Here is a 14,182-nt window from a genome sequence, read left to right as displayed (position 1 = left end):
CGATGGCAAACACCAGTCGTCTGAAAACGCGAATCCGAACCCATTTAAAAAGTGATAGAAATTTTATTTGAACTTGGATTTAAATTCCGAAGGTGTAATTCCGGTCTTTTTTTTAAAAGCGGTATTGAATGATGATTTTGAATTGAATCCCACTTCATACAATACTTCCAAGATAGTTTCGGTATGGCTTTTAGGACTCATAAACCTTTCCTTGGCGCTATTGATTCGGTAGGTATTGATAAAGTCCACAAAATTTTGATCATAGTGGTCATTGATCAATTCGGAAAGTCTTCTTTTGGGTATATCAATCTCTTGGGCCAAGGTGGCAATCGTTAGGTCATAGTTCTTGAAGGACTCATGGGTAAGCATATGATCTTCCAGCTTCGCTATAAGTCCTTTGTTTTCTCCCAGCGTGGTATTGATTCGTTTACGGGATGTTAAGGCCGTGGTAAACAACAAATCTTCCTTGCTATAGCCAAAAGGTTTTCTAGAGGAGGTAAATCCATAGAAATAAAGCAAATTAATAATCACAAGCATCAAGAGAAAAACGGCATTCTCCAAAAAATACGTGTTGAAGCCCAAAAAAAACGCAATAAATTGTGCAATATCCGTAAGAACGATCAAGCAAAATATAACAAAGACCCCATGTAGCCATCCTACGTTCAACCACTCCAATTGTGAATAGTTGGCCTTCATTACCTGCTTATATCTCCTTACCTGAATAAAACATAAAAAGATGTAAAAAAGAACATGGACCACATAGCCTATATAAATATCCGGAATGCAGATATTTCCATTTGTAAACCAAATACCGAGACAAATGACAAGGAAGGGAAAAAAATGAAGGAAGTTTATCCTTGAAAAAACAAACCGTTTTTGGGTTATGCACCTGATATAAAAAAACAGTAACGGCCCGTATAAAAAGCCATACACACAATTAACACTTTGAAAGAAAGCACTGGCGATGCCCCTGTTCGCGAGGAAAAGTCCCAAAACCTGCATGGTAAGAGTCCCTATTATTGTTGCCAAAAGGAGGTCTCCCTTACTTTTCTTGTTATTTGAGACCAAAATATAAATAGCAAGCAAAGTCCCTTGGAAAATGATGATGATATGAATTACATTGGTAAAGGAAAACATGCCGAATAGCCGAAGCAAATAGATTGATGAAGGCTAAATATACAAAGGGGCTTCCATATAATTGAAAACACCAATGGTTTTCACATTTTACCCATTGGGATTCATTACCAAGTCCTTGAAGCCCTCGGTCATAAATTCCTGGGCTTCCCCCGCTTCATCCAGGTAAACGATATAGGCATCAAGTTCCTGCTGTGCCGCCAATAAAGCAAGTGCGTCCTGAAGATCCATAGCCATAAAGGCGGTCGCATAGGCATCTGCTTCTCCACAGGTATTTGCCAAAACCGTAGTTCCCAAGGTGCTTCCGTTCTTAGTGAATCCGGATTTAGGGTCTATCGTATGGACGTATTTTTTCCCTGTAATGGAATCTACCCGAAACTTCCGGTAGTTTCCCGAGGAGGCCAATGCCCTATCCTTTAATTGCATCAAAATTTTAAGGCGCCTTCCTTCTTCAATTTGGGGATCGTCGATACCCACTACCCATGGTTTCCCCTTTATCCGGTTTTCTCCTTTGCCTACAAGCTCCCCACCCACTTCGATAAGGTAGTCGGAAATCTCCTTTTCGTCCAAAAAAGCAGCCAACCGATCAATGGCATATCCCTTGGCAATGGCGTTGAAATCCAAATAGATATTGGAATTTGCCTTTTTAATTCGATTGGATTTGGTCAAGTCTACCTTTTCAAATCCTACGAAGTTCAAAAGACTATCCACGGCAGTGCTATCCATTTTGATGGACGGGCTCGGGCCAAAGCCCCAGGCATTGACCAAAACTCCCACAGTAGGATCGAAATAACCATCCGTATTGCGGTTTACTTTTTTGGAAAGTTCAAATACTTCCCTGAACATTTTATCCACCACTATGGTAGTATCTCCCCGATTGATCTTGGATATATCCGAATCCGGAAGATACGTGGACAAGGATTTGTTGATTACTGCGAATACAGAGTCGATTTCTTTTTGAAAATCCTGTTCCTCATCGGACAAATAAATGATGCTATAGGAAGTCCCCAAAGCACCTCCGGCGTTTCCATTACGTACCAATTTAGAGCTGTCCGGGGAACAGGAAAGCATAAAAATGGTGGATATAAAGATAAAACCGAGCCTATTCATCGCGAATTTCAATAAGTCCGTCATAATCCACTATATAGGCTTCATTCAAAAAAACCGGCATTTTTTGATCGCTCGCATTGGAAAGCCCTACACCGGCATAATAGGTACGCGCCTCAAATTTCTCGGCATGTGTCCTTACCTTTTGCATCAGCTTTGTATCATAGTCCTTGGGGTCATTGGGATAATCCACATTTCGGACAACGATAAAGTGCAATTGTTTTTCCTTAAGACATACAAACTGCGGGTTTTTCTTGGGCTTGCTGTTCACCCCCATGAATTCATAACCATCCGATTCCAGTTGCCTGCCCACGATATTCATGGCCAGATTGTGCAGTTCTTGTTCGGTCAATGGTTTGCCCATAGCTAAAAATTACATCAAAAAAGCCTGACCGGTATAAACAGATCAGGCCAAAAGAATACTTTTATATCTCCGTTACCCACCAAAGTCGTCAAAGCGGATATGCTCATCGGGAATACCGAAATCCTCGCCCATTTTCTGAACGGCTTTGTTCATCAACGGAGGTCCGCAAAAATAAAGTTCTATATCCTCGGGAGCCTCATGATCATTTAAATAATTGTCTATCACACAATTGTGGATAAAACCTACAAAACCATCCCCCGGGCCATCCAAACTTTCCTTTACTTTCCAATTATCCTCTTCCAAAGGTTCCGAAAGTGCCATATAAAACTTGAAGTTGGGGAATTCCCGTTCCAACTCCCTAAAATGTTCTAAATAGAACAATTCCCTTTTGGATCGCCCACCGTACCAGAAGGTAACCTTTCTACCTGTTTTCATGGTCTTGAACAAATGATACAAATGGGAGCGCATCGGTGCCATTCCGGCTCCTCCCCCTACATATAGCATCTCGGATTCCGACTCATTAATAAAGAATTCGCCATAAGGCCCTGAAATAACTACTTTATCACCAGGCTTTTGAGCAAAAATATAAGAAGAGGCAATACCGGGATTTACATCCATCCATCCATTTTTGGAACGATCCCATGGTGGGGTCGCGATACGAACGTTCAACATGATTTCCCGCCCTTCAGCAGGGTAAGACGCCATGGAGTATGCCCTTTCCACCGTTTCGGTATTTTTCATTACCAAGGGCCAAAGGTTGAACTTATCCCACTCCGTCTGGAATTTATCTGGTGTTTCATGCTCTTCGGGATGGGCGGTAATGTCTATATCGGAATATTTTATTTCACATGGTGGAATTTCTATTTGTATATACCCTCCCGCTTTATAGTTCATATCTTCCGGAATTTCCACAACAAACTCCTTGATAAAGGATGCCACATTGTAGTTTCGAACCACCGTAGCGTCCCACTTTTTGATACCGAAGACCTCTTCAGGAATCGTGATTTCCATATCCTGCTTAACCTTCACCTGACAGGCCAAGCGAGCTCCCTCGTTCAATTCCCGTTTGGAAAAATGTGGCGTTTCGGTGGGTAGGGCCTCCCCTCCCCCGGAAAGTACGTGGCATTCACATTGAATACAGGTTCCCCCACCCCCACAGGCAGACGGTAAAAACACTTTTTGATTACCCAATGTGGACAACAAGGAACTACCAGAGGCAACTTCTATCTGCTTTTCGCCATTTATTGTAATGGTCACCGGACCAGAGGGGGATAATTTTTCCTTGGTAAACAATAGCAAGGCCACCAACAAGAGCAACAGGATCAAAAATGCAACTACGGTAATTAATATGGTGCCTCCTATACTTGTAGCTAAAATCATTTGTATTCTTTTACGGCATCGTTATAGGAAATCTCCTTCTCATCGATTTCCTTTTGGGTTTCTTTTTCTTCGTTCTCAATTTTTTGCGCTGTGGTCTCCTCTACCGGAGCGGCCGCCTCATCACCTCCTGTCAACATCCCTCCAAAACTCTGGAAACCGATTCCCATCAATCCGGTAATTATAAATGTAATGCCCAATCCACGCAACGGAGGAGGAACATTGGAGTACCGAATTTTCTCCCGAATGGCGGCAATGGCCAAAATAGCCAGGAACCAACCGATACCCGAACTTATACCATAGTTTACCGCCAGTCCAAAAGTCGCAATTTCCCTGGCCTGCATAAAAAGAGATCCTCCCAAAATAGCACAGTTTACGGCAATCAAGGGCAGAAAAATGCCTAGGGAATTATAGAGTGCCGGTGAAAATTTTTCCACCACGATTTCCACCAACTGCACCATAGTGGCAATCGTGGCAATGAACAGGATAAAGGATAGAAAACTCAAGTTATAATCCGCGTACTCCGGCCCCAACCAAACCAAGGCACCTTCTTGCAAAAGATACTGATCCAACAACCAGTTCAGCGGAACGGTTACGGCCAGGACAAATATTACCGCCGCGCCAAGCCCTACGGCAGTGGCCACTTTTTTGGAAACGGCAAGATATGAGCACATTCCCAGGAACACGGCAAATACCATGTTATCTATGAAAATCGATTTAAAGAATAATTCTATATGTTCCAACATAATTTCTTGTACTATCTTTTAGTTATCTTCTATCAGCGCCTTGTTTCGCGAACGTTGCACCCAGATGATGATTCCCACCACGATCAGTGCCGCGGGCGGAATGATCATAAATCCATTGTTCTCGTATCCTGTAGCGTAAAGTCCGGTTTTTTCAATAGGGTTTCCCAATACGGGAAATCCGAAAAGCGTTCCCGAACCTAAAAGCTCCCTGAAGAATCCGACGATTATCAAGATTACCCCATAACCCATGGCATTGCCAATACCGTCCAAGAACGATCGCCAAACACCATTTCCCAATGCAAAGGCCTCAAAACGCCCCATGATGATACAGTTAGTAATGATCAACCCGATAAAAACCCCCAAGGTCTTGCTCAATTCATATTGAAAAGCCTGAAGTAACTGATCAACAACAATTACCAATGATGCAACGACCACGAGCTGTACTATAATCCGTATTTTTGAGGGAATCAGGTTTCTCATCAACGAAATAATCACATTGCCCAAGCCCATAACGAAAATTACCGAAATGGCCATTACCAAGGAGGCTTTCAACTCGGCCGTAATTGCAAGGGCCGAACAAATACCGAGCACTTGAATGGTAATCGGATTATTGTCCGCCAGGGGATCCATAATAAGATTCGCATCTTTTTTTGATAGTATAGCCATAATTATTTTTCTCTAACGGTTTCCAAATAATCTTTGTAAAGATTGATGCTTTTGCTGATCATGGCGGAAACGCCGTTACCGGTTATCGTAGCCCCTGCAAGCGCATCCACCTCATTGTCGTCTTTTGTTCTGTTAGCGGGATCATTGTTGCCCTTTACAACGGCAATACCCTTGTATCTAGTGCCATCCAATATGGATTCTCCGGTAAAATCGTCCATAAAATAGCGTTGTTTAATATTGGCCCCTAGCCCTGGCGTCTCCGCTTTATGGTCAAAATAAACACCTTGCACTACCATCTCGTTATCCATGGCGATGAATCCCCAGATGGCATCCCAAAGTCCTTTGCCGTACATGGGAATGATATAGTATTTTTCTCCTTCCTTCTCCCCGATAAACAGGGGCAATTTTGGCGTTTCCCCATTTTTGGCGGCGGCCAATTGTTTTTTTAAGTCGATTAAATAAGCCTCGTCATCTTGGGTAATCTGATCGCCCTCAATAATCAATTGTTCTTTAATGTAGTTCGCAAACTCCTCTTCCACCCTATCCGTTGGAACAAAACTTACACTGCCTTCCCCTTCATTTTCATTGACGCCCATGGCATACAAAATGTTCTGCTGTTTTTCGAAGCGTTCATTCTCTTTGATACGAGAACTCAGGGCAGAGGCTAAAAAGGCCAGAACAGAACCTACCACCACAACCATTAGGGATGCGAAAAGAACCGTATAACTGTTTTTTTCCGTATTGATCGCCATAGCTATATTGTTTCTACTTCTAGTTCCTTTTCTTTACTGTCTGAATCCTTTGGAAAAATAGTAGCGTTCTTCAACCGTTTCATTCGCCGTGCTACATTGCCACGTACCACATAATGATCAATGGTGGGAGCAAAAACGTTCATCAACAATATGGCCAGGAAGACGCCTTCGGGATAGGCGGGATTGAAAACCCGTATCATTACCGAAAGGAATCCAATTAAGAATCCATAAATCCATTTCCCACGGTTGGTCTGGGACCCCGTAACGGGATCTGTGGCCATATATACAATACCGAAGGCCAATCCGCCTACTATGAGGTGTTTCCAGAACTCGAAGCTCATAAGTCCGTAAAAATTGCTGGTCTCCGTAATCCATCCGGCATCTACAACTCCATTAAAGATCAATCCCATGACCAAGGAACCGATGACAGCACTGACCATGATACGCCAGCTTGCTATTTTACTGAAAATAAGGAACAAGCCTCCCAACAATATCAGAAATGCAGAGGTCTCGCCTACGGAACCTGGGATAAATCCCCAAAACATATCCCACGTATCATATGTGGCGGACATTTCGGCACCCTTATTCTGTGCCAGAAAACCCAAAATAGTCTCACCAGAAATGGCATCCGGTCCCCCAGCACGCTCCACGGCTCCGTGTACCCAGACCTTGTCACCACTCATCCAGGTAGGATAGGCAAAAAACAAGAAGGCCCTTATGGTAAGGGCGGGATTGAGAATATTCATGCCGGTACCGCCAAACACCTCCTTACCGATTATTACTCCAAAAGCAACGGCTACGGCCAGCATCCATAAAGGCGTATCCACGGGAACGATCAAGGGAACCAACATTCCGGTCACCAAGTAACCTTCCTCTACTTCATGTCCTTTTATAACGGCAAAGACAAATTCTATCGCGAGCCCCACACCATAGGAAACTATGACCAAAGGCAATACCTTGATTATTCCTATCCACAGGTTTTCCCAAGTAAAAAAGTTCCCCCAAAGGGACAACTCCCGGGCAACGCCATTGGCTGCATCAATGGCCGCATAGTGCTGATATCCTGTATTGAACATGGAAAAGAGCAATACGGGAACCAGGGCCATGATAACCGTGTTCATGGTACGCTTTAGGTCGTCAGCCGCTCGGACATGAGATCCGGAATGTGTTGTCTCGTCGGGTGAAAACAAAAAAGTATGAAAGGCATTGAAGGCCGGGGCCATTTTCTTGCCCCTGAACCTATGCTTTAGAATATGTAGCCTTTTTTTAAGAGTTAACCTTTTATCACTCATTTTTTATCCTATTTCTTTATGTAAAAGATCCAATCCTTCACGAATAATTTGCTGATGGGGCTGTTTTGATATACAAACAAATTCGGTCAAGGAAAAATCCTCCGGAGCCACTTCATACAATCCTAATTGCTCCATTTCGTCCAAATCCTTTACCATACAGGCCTTTAACAATTGAAGCGGGTAGATATCCATGGGAAACACCTTTTCATACATCCCGGTTACTACAAATGCCCTATGCTCTCCATTGGTATTTGTGTTAAGGTCATACTTTTTGTTGGGTTGCATCCATGAGAATGTCAGGGCCCTGGTGGCCGATATTTTGTTGAAGATGGGTTTGTTCCAGCCAAAAAGTTCATAGTCATCACCTTCAGGAATGGCCGTTACCGTAGTATTGTAAAAACCGAGATATCCATCGGGCTTGGTTTTGGTACCGGTGAGTACATCTCCGTTAATGACCCTAAAATCATCGGAATTTACGCCACTGGCATACAAAAAAGTGGATATTTCCGTACCTATTTTGGTTTTATAATATTTTGGACTTTTGATGCATGAGCCCGCTAAGGCGACCGTGCGTTCCGGATTAAAAATCCCCGTCAACAGCAACTCGCCCATAATTACAAGATCTTGGGGGGCAACCGTCCAAACTACCTCACCTTTGTTTATCGGATCTATTTTATTGATCTGTGTCCCTACAAGACCTGCCGGATGGGGCCCTGAAATTTTGTGTAATTCTATTCCGTCCAGTCCTGCCAAAGGCGAATGGGAGGATTTGCCTACCGAAACGTGTATTTTGCCCGGGGTCATCTTGCCCAAGGCGGTTATGGCCGCTTGCAGTTCCTTTTCCTTGCCCTGCAATATAAAATCATAATCCGCCGCCAATGGGGCCGTAGTATAGCCCGAAACAAAGATGGCCTTGGGAACTGCATCGGGATCGGCAACGATATCATACGGGCGCTGCTTTATAAAGGGCCAACATCCTCCTTTTAGAAGATAGGCCTTCAATTCCTGTGAAGAGGCACTGGAAACATCAAGGATATCATGCTTCAAGTTTTGTTGTGACTTATCCGCCAGTATCTTCAAGGTCAAAATGCGTCTACGGGCACCCCTTTCTATTTCAATGAGCTCCCCGCTAACAGGGGAAACAAACAACATATCCTCCCTGTTTTTGTTGTAGAAGAGTGCTTCTCCAGCCTTTATTTCGGCCTTCTCCTTGACCAACATCTTGGGTGTAATACCGTGAAAATCGTTGAGGTTTATTGCGTAAACATTGCTTAAAACGGCTTTGGAAATAGTTTGCTCTGCGGCACCGACAAGATTAATGTTCAAGCCTTTCTTGATCCGAATGTCTTTGGACATGTTATAGTAGAGCTTAGATTAGCAAAATTAGGGTCAAAAATAGTACTTAAAAGAAAGTTTTCATAATAATTGCCTATAAATTTGGGCATTACACCGATGTTAATTTTAAGGGTACGCTTTTTGTTTACCTTTGCCCAAAAAATAGCCTCTAAATGCATGTAAATCTTAAACAGATTTTCTTGTTTTTTTTTATGTCCTCCCTGTTTGCCCAGGTTCAGGAAGAGATGGAACCGCCCTCAAACATTAAGTCCATTATTTTTAAGGGGCCTACGGAAGATCAATTTCCCGTGATTCAAATTGGCGAACCCATTTATTTGGAATTTGACGATATCCTTGCCATTGAGCAGGATTATTACTACAAAATCATCCATTGCGATTATGATTGGACTCCGTCCGACCTATTGAAATCCCAATACCTTAATGGGGTGGACAACCAACGTATCATAGATTACGAAAACAGCTATACCACCTTACAGCCCTACTCCAATTACCGCCTCACCATACCCAATGAAAATGTGCGCTTAAAAGTGAGCGGCAACTACCTTATAGAGATCTATAACAGTAGTTATGAGCTTCAATTCTCCAGAAGGTTTGTGGTCTATAAAGATTTGGTAAAGGTTGGAGGAACCGTAAAACGTTCCCGCGACTTTAATTTCCTGAACGAGAAACAAGTGGTCCAGTTCAATATCAATTCTGGTAATTTTCAATTGATAAATCCGAAAAAGGAGGTAAAAGTAGCCATTATCCAAAATTATTACTGGCCCACCGCTTTGTACAATATTCGACCACAATTTACAATAGGCAATGAACTGGTGTACAAGTACGACCAGGAAACCAGTTTTTTTGGTGGAAACGAGTTTCTCAATTTTGATACCAGTGACCTAAGGGCGCCCAGTGCGCAAATATCCAGAATAGAAATCGGGGATATTTATCAGCATTACTTGTTTAGTGATGATTATCGGTTTGCCGAACCCTACACCTATTTCCCCGACATCAATGGGGATTTTGTGGTTCGCACCCTTCAGGGTACGGAGAACTCCCGTGAGGCGGAATATACCAATGTACATTTTAGCCTTCCCTATGAGGCAATTTTGGAACTGGACGAAGTATATGTTTTCGGCAAATACAACAATTACGCCCTGTTGGATGAGAACAAAATGACCTACAACGAGGATAATGGAATGATGGAGGCCGAAATTAAGTTTAAGCAGGGTTTTTACAATTATAAGTATGTCATAAAACGGCAAGACGACCTAATCGATTTAAATACCGTTTGCGGCAATTTCCATTTCACCGAAAACACCTATCTTATCTTGGTATACTATCGAGATTTTGGCGATCTCTACGATAGTATTATTGGGGTAGGTTCCGCGAACTCGCGCAATATCAGCAATTAACGTATATTTATTCTTCATTCTAAACCAATGGGGAACAAGCCGACCATTACTTCCAAGGGTAGGTATCAACTTAAATATCGAGGAACCCAATGCTTAAACTGTGGACATCCGTTAGATCTCAGTGATAAGTATTGCCCTAATTGTTCGCAGGCCAACAGTACCAAAAAATTGACGATCAAGGATTTTTTTGACGAGTTTTTTTCCAATATCGTTTCCTATGATTCCAAACTGGTAAAAACGCTATCGGCATTACTAATTAGACCCGGTAGAATTACAAGAGACTATGTAGATGGAAAAAGGATGTCCTACACCAATCCGTTCCGATTTTTATTAAGCTTGGCCATTGTCTATTTCTTGATTCAAAATTTTAGTGGAAATTTCTCGGAATGGGACAAATATGGGGTGGATAAGCAAGGTAGTCCGGTTGATTTTCAAGGGCCGTTCGGCCTAAGGCTCGATGTTGGGGAGGAGGATAGGGAAGCCATAAAAGTTTTGGATTCCCTCCAAATTTCGGAACAATTGAACCATATTGTGATTTATAGGGACTCCTTGATATTGGCAGACCCCAAAGCCCATTTTACGTCCCTAAACAATCTCGATTTTAGGGATCGTTTTTATACCAAGGCTGAATTTTTCAATACGTTGATTCGAAAGGATACCGTATATACATTTCAGGATGCAATACGTAAATACGAGATTCCCGAATCCTTTGAAAATAAGATGTCCTTTGGTGCTGCAGCAGGTTTTGTAAGGGCATCGCAACGGCCGGGAAGTTTCGTCAGTTCCTTGATTTCTAAATTGCCTTTTGCCGTTTTTTTCTTTCTGCCCCTGTTTACGCTGTTCATTTGGTTGGTATACATCAGAAAAAAATACACTTATACCGATCATCTAATCTTTAGCTTTCACAATACTTCGCTGTTGTTTATATTGCTCATTATTAGTTATCTGATAGATTCCGTCTTTAATGTAGGGAGCAACTGGATCTTTATCACCATTTTTTCCCTCTACCTGTTGCGGGCAATGCGGAAATTCTATCAGCAAGGCACTTTTAAAACTATTGTTAAATATCTTTTTCTGAACGCGATTTTTTTTACATTAGCGTTGTTCGGTGCAGTGTTTCTCCTGGCGGGAAACATTTTTACATATTAAGTGGACTATGATTACTCAAGTAACCAAGGGCATAAAAGTTTCGGTACACACTAGTTTTGAGGGTACTTTCTTCAAAAACTACAAGATGCATTTTGCTTTTGGCTATACCATAACCATAGAGAACCAGAGCAAGGATTCCGTTCAATTGACCTCCCGTCATTGGAGGATCTATGATTCCCTGAACGATCTGGAAATCCTTGATGGTGAAGGGGTTATTGGCAAGAAGCCCGTAATAAGGCCAGGAGAGTCCCATACCTATACTTCGGGCTGTTTATTGGCCTCACCCATTGGGGCCATGAAAGGCCATTATAATATGGTGAATTTTAGTTCTGTCGAGAAATTCAGGGTATACATTCCCACCTTTAAATTCCATGCTCCCTTTGCGCTGAATTGAAACGTATTTTTAAGTCTTTATTAGTTTTTAATCGAATTCCCATTTAGTACCTTTGCTGCGATTTTTAACACCTAAAAAATAGCATTATGGGCAAGGGGTTTTTTCAAGTACCGACCGCTCTCAACGAGCCAATAAAAAGTTACGCTCCCGGCACTCCGGAAAGGGATGAAGTACTGCAACAGTACCGAGCTTATATTACGGGAAAAACGGAGGTCCCACTTTATATAGGAAGCGAAGAAATACGGACCGGAAACACCAAACCTATGTCCCCGCCACATAACCATCGGCATCTAGTCGGTAAATATCATCTGGCCGAAAAAACACACGTGGAAAAGGCTATTAAAAATTGTCTTGAGGCCAGGACGGCATGGGCCAATCTGGTCTGGGAACAACGTGCTGCCATATTTTTAAAGGCTGCGGAACTTATTGCCGGCCCCTATCGGGCAAAGATAAACGCCGCTACCATGATCGCCCAATCCAAGACCATCCATCAAGCGGAAATAGATGCGGCCTGTGAATTGATAGATTTCCTTCGGTTTAATGTGGAATATATGTCCCGAATTTATGAAGAACAACCCGATTCGGCAGAAGGTATCTGGAACCGGGTAGAATATCGCCCTTTGGAAGGTTTTGTGTATGCCATTACCCCTTTCAACTTTACGGCCATTGCGGGAAACCTACCTGCCAGTGCCGCCATGATGGGAAATGTGGTGGTATGGAAACCTAGCGATCATCAAATATTTTCGGCAAAGGTAATTATGGATGTCTTTAAGGAAGCAGGGCTTCCGGATGGAATCATCAATATGGTCTACGGCGATCCCGTAATGATAACGGATACCGTTTTGGAAAGCCCTGATTTTGCAGGTATCCATTTTACCGGATCCACCCATGTCTTCAAGGAACTGTGGAAAAAAATCGGAAACAATATACATACCTACAAAACCTATCCCAGAATCGTAGGTGAAACAGGCGGAAAAGACTTTATTATTGCACACCCTACCGCCGTACCGAAGCAAGTGGCCACGGCCATAAGCCGAGGAGCCTTTGAATTCCAAGGACAGAAATGTAGTGCCGCCTCGCGCGTATATTTACCAAAATCTACGGCAAAGGAAGTATTGGATTTGGTAAAAAAGGATATTGAATCCTTTAACCCTCCCGGCTCACCACAAGATATGTCCAACTTTATCACTGCGGTCATTCATGAGGGTTCCTTTGACAAGCTTGCCAAATACATTGATGGGGCCAAAAAGGACAAGGACGCTGAAATTGTTGCCGGAGGCGGATATGATAAATCCAAGGGTTACTTTGTGGAACCCACGGTTATTGTAACCACAAATCCACATTATACAACTATGGAAACAGAGTTATTCGGACCGGTGGTTACCGTATATATCTATGAGGACAAAGACTGGAGCAAAACACTGGAACTGGTGGATTCCACCTCGGAATACGCATTGACCGGAGCCGTTTTGGCGACGGACCGATATGCCATCGATGAGGCCACCAAAGCGCTTCAGAATTGTGCGGGAAACTTCTACATCAACGACAAGCCAACGGGAGCAGTGGTAGGCCAACAGCCTTTTGGCGGGGCACGTGCATCCGGTACGAATGATAAGGCCGGTTCCGCCCAGAATCTATTACGTTGGGTTTCACCGCGATTGATCAAGGAGACCTTTGTGAGTTCGGAAGATTATAGATATCCCTTCTTGGGATAGATGGTCCGAAATAGAATTTCCGAATTTTCCGGGGAATAGTGCTTGGTTTTTAATACCTTGTAAGCTATATAGTTATCTACTATATCTAGCGAACAATTTTTAACAACTTAAACACTGGGAAAATGAAAAAATTCACCGTATTTGCCGCGTTTCTGATGGCTGCCATAACCTATGCACAGGACACCATGGTACAAAGCACTATCCAGGGAATGCTTACCTATAACCAGGGACAGGTTATGTCGCTTGCCGAAGCCTTTTCCGAGGAACAATATGATTGGCGACCCGCCGAGGGCATTCGCTCCGTGGGGGAATCCCTTTTACACATTGCCGGGGCCAACTATTATTTGGCCTCCAAACTGGGGTTTGCCCCTCCCGAAGATGTGGACATGATGAATATTGAAAAAATCAAGGGGAAGGAAAATGTTTTGGCGGCCTTGAAAAAATCGAACGCGTTTATTCTTGAAAAGATGACCATGGTAGAGAATGACAAACTTGGCGAGGAAGTTGATTTTGGCTTTGGAAAATTCAGCCGACTTTCCGGTCTTTTGATCATCCTAGAGCACAATGGGGAGCACAAAGGGCAATTGATCGCCTATGCGCGATCCAATGACGTAACCCCTCCTTGGAGCAAATAACATAAAAAGGAATTCATTGTTCAACCTCCAAAGGCCATGCCCTTGGAGGTTTTTTACGCAACCATTTTTTTGTGGGGTATCTTCACTAAAGAATGATA

Annotated in this window: 14 protein-coding genes; 5 read left to right on the top strand and 9 right to left on the bottom strand. The window is 43.0% G+C overall.

Going from position 1 to position 14,182, the window contains the following annotated elements; translation table 11 throughout:
• Nucleotides 1–63: 63 nt before the first annotated feature.
• From ACO06Y_RS10945 to ACO06Y_RS10905, 9 genes are all read right to left on the bottom strand, one after another.
• Nucleotides 64–696 (bottom strand): helix-turn-helix domain-containing protein, encoded by a 633-nt coding sequence (locus ACO06Y_RS10945; RefSeq protein WP_422083870.1) that lies wholly within the window; start codon nucleotides 694–696, stop codon nucleotides 64–66.
• 528 nt (nucleotides 697–1,224) lie between these two features.
• Nucleotides 1,225–2,268: an FAD:protein FMN transferase gene (locus tag ACO06Y_RS10940; protein ID WP_422083869.1), complete on the bottom strand. Its 1,044-nt coding sequence runs from the start codon at nucleotides 2,266–2,268 to the stop codon at nucleotides 1,225–1,227.
• Nucleotides 2,237–2,605 (bottom strand): Na(+)-translocating NADH-quinone reductase subunit F, encoded by a 369-nt coding sequence (locus ACO06Y_RS10935; RefSeq protein WP_422083868.1) that lies wholly within the window; start codon nucleotides 2,603–2,605, stop codon nucleotides 2,237–2,239. The genes ACO06Y_RS10940 and ACO06Y_RS10935 overlap by 32 nt, the downstream gene beginning before the upstream one ends.
• A 72-nt stretch (nucleotides 2,606–2,677) precedes the next feature.
• Nucleotides 2,678–3,985 (bottom strand): NADH:ubiquinone reductase (Na(+)-transporting) subunit F, encoded by a 1,308-nt coding sequence (gene nqrF / locus ACO06Y_RS10930; protein WP_422083867.1) that lies wholly within the window; start codon nucleotides 3,983–3,985, stop codon nucleotides 2,678–2,680.
• Nucleotides 3,982–4,728, bottom strand: a complete 747-nt coding sequence (gene nqrE, locus ACO06Y_RS10925) for an NADH:ubiquinone reductase (Na(+)-transporting) subunit E (RefSeq protein WP_422083866.1) — start codon at nucleotides 4,726–4,728, stop codon at nucleotides 3,982–3,984. The genes nqrF and nqrE overlap by 4 nt, the downstream gene beginning before the upstream one ends.
• An 18-nt stretch (nucleotides 4,729–4,746) precedes the next feature.
• Nucleotides 4,747–5,394 (bottom strand): NADH:ubiquinone reductase (Na(+)-transporting) subunit D, encoded by a 648-nt coding sequence (locus tag ACO06Y_RS10920; RefSeq protein WP_422083865.1) that lies wholly within the window; start codon nucleotides 5,392–5,394, stop codon nucleotides 4,747–4,749.
• 2 nt (nucleotides 5,395–5,396) lie between these two features.
• Entirely contained in the window at nucleotides 5,397–6,146 is a 750-nt protein-coding gene (locus tag ACO06Y_RS10915; RefSeq protein WP_422083864.1) for a Na(+)-translocating NADH-quinone reductase subunit C, read from the bottom strand.
• Between the two features lie 2 nt (nucleotides 6,147–6,148).
• On the bottom strand, nucleotides 6,149–7,438 hold the full coding sequence (locus tag ACO06Y_RS10910; protein WP_422083863.1) for an NADH:ubiquinone reductase (Na(+)-transporting) subunit B: 1,290 nt from the start codon (nucleotides 7,436–7,438) through the stop codon (nucleotides 6,149–6,151).
• A gap of 3 nt (nucleotides 7,439–7,441) precedes the next feature.
• Nucleotides 7,442–8,794, bottom strand: coding sequence for a Na(+)-translocating NADH-quinone reductase subunit A (locus ACO06Y_RS10905; RefSeq protein ID WP_422083862.1), 1,353 nt, complete (start codon nucleotides 8,792–8,794; stop codon nucleotides 7,442–7,444).
• A gap of 152 nt (nucleotides 8,795–8,946) precedes the next feature.
• Here ACO06Y_RS10905 and ACO06Y_RS10900 point away from each other — a divergent pair, with 152 nt between their 5' ends.
• The 5 genes from ACO06Y_RS10900 (at nucleotide 8,947) to ACO06Y_RS10880 (ending at nucleotide 14,084) form a co-directional block, all read left to right on the top strand.
• Nucleotides 8,947–10,191, top strand: coding sequence for a DUF5103 domain-containing protein (locus ACO06Y_RS10900; RefSeq protein ID WP_422083861.1), 1,245 nt, complete (start codon nucleotides 8,947–8,949; stop codon nucleotides 10,189–10,191).
• Nucleotides 10,192–10,218: 27 nt separating this feature from the next.
• Nucleotides 10,219–11,340 (top strand): DUF3667 domain-containing protein, encoded by a 1,122-nt coding sequence (locus ACO06Y_RS10895; RefSeq protein WP_422083860.1) that lies wholly within the window; start codon nucleotides 10,219–10,221, stop codon nucleotides 11,338–11,340.
• A gap of 7 nt (nucleotides 11,341–11,347) precedes the next feature.
• On the top strand, nucleotides 11,348–11,734 hold the full coding sequence (gene apaG / locus ACO06Y_RS10890; protein ID WP_422083859.1) for a Co2+/Mg2+ efflux protein ApaG: 387 nt from the start codon (nucleotides 11,348–11,350) through the stop codon (nucleotides 11,732–11,734).
• Nucleotides 11,735–11,820: 86 nt separating this feature from the next.
• Nucleotides 11,821–13,449 (top strand): L-glutamate gamma-semialdehyde dehydrogenase, encoded by a 1,629-nt coding sequence (pruA, locus tag ACO06Y_RS10885; protein ID WP_422083858.1) that lies wholly within the window; start codon nucleotides 11,821–11,823, stop codon nucleotides 13,447–13,449.
• 122 nt (nucleotides 13,450–13,571) lie between these two features.
• On the top strand, nucleotides 13,572–14,084 hold the full coding sequence (locus tag ACO06Y_RS10880; protein ID WP_422083856.1) for a DinB family protein: 513 nt from the start codon (nucleotides 13,572–13,574) through the stop codon (nucleotides 14,082–14,084).
• Nucleotides 14,085–14,182: the final 98 nt, after the last annotated feature.

The sequence above is a fragment of the Ulvibacterium sp. genome (assembly GCF_965228935.1).
Lineage (GTDB): Bacteria > Bacteroidota > Bacteroidia > Flavobacteriales > Flavobacteriaceae > Ulvibacterium.
Note: the sequence above shows the minus strand (reverse complement) of the source record. Positions and strands in the feature narration are given on the sequence as shown.

Excerpts from the sequence above, each read along its gene's own strand:
- ACO06Y_RS10905 (WP_422083862.1), bottom strand. The coding sequence starts at position 8,794 with ATGTCCAAAGACATTCGGATCAAGAAAGGCTTGAACATTAATCTTGTC.
- ACO06Y_RS10945 (WP_422083870.1), bottom strand. The coding sequence starts at position 696 with ATGAAGGCCAACTATTCACAATTGGAGTGGTTGAACGTAGGATGGCTA.
- ACO06Y_RS10920 (WP_422083865.1), bottom strand. The coding sequence starts at position 5,394 with ATGGCTATACTATCAAAAAAAGATGCGAATCTTATTATGGATCCCCTG.
- ACO06Y_RS10940 (WP_422083869.1), bottom strand. The coding sequence starts at position 2,268 with ATGACGGACTTATTGAAATTCGCGATGAATAGGCTCGGTTTTATCTTT.
- ACO06Y_RS10895 (WP_422083860.1), top strand. The coding sequence starts at position 10,219 with ATGGGGAACAAGCCGACCATTACTTCCAAGGGTAGGTATCAACTTAAA.
- pruA (WP_422083858.1), top strand. The coding sequence starts at position 11,821 with ATGGGCAAGGGGTTTTTTCAAGTACCGACCGCTCTCAACGAGCCAATA.
- ACO06Y_RS10880 (WP_422083856.1), top strand. The coding sequence starts at position 13,572 with ATGAAAAAATTCACCGTATTTGCCGCGTTTCTGATGGCTGCCATAACC.
- apaG (WP_422083859.1), top strand. The coding sequence starts at position 11,348 with ATGATTACTCAAGTAACCAAGGGCATAAAAGTTTCGGTACACACTAGT.
- ACO06Y_RS10915 (WP_422083864.1), bottom strand. The coding sequence starts at position 6,146 with ATGGCGATCAATACGGAAAAAAACAGTTATACGGTTCTTTTCGCATCC.
- ACO06Y_RS10935 (WP_422083868.1), bottom strand. The coding sequence starts at position 2,605 with ATGGGCAAACCATTGACCGAACAAGAACTGCACAATCTGGCCATGAAT.
- ACO06Y_RS10910 (WP_422083863.1), bottom strand. The coding sequence starts at position 7,438 with ATGAGTGATAAAAGGTTAACTCTTAAAAAAAGGCTACATATTCTAAAG.
- nqrF (WP_422083867.1), bottom strand. The coding sequence starts at position 3,985 with ATGATTTTAGCTACAAGTATAGGAGGCACCATATTAATTACCGTAGTT.
- ACO06Y_RS10900 (WP_422083861.1), top strand. The coding sequence starts at position 8,947 with ATGCATGTAAATCTTAAACAGATTTTCTTGTTTTTTTTTATGTCCTCC.
- nqrE (WP_422083866.1), bottom strand. The coding sequence starts at position 4,728 with ATGTTGGAACATATAGAATTATTCTTTAAATCGATTTTCATAGATAAC.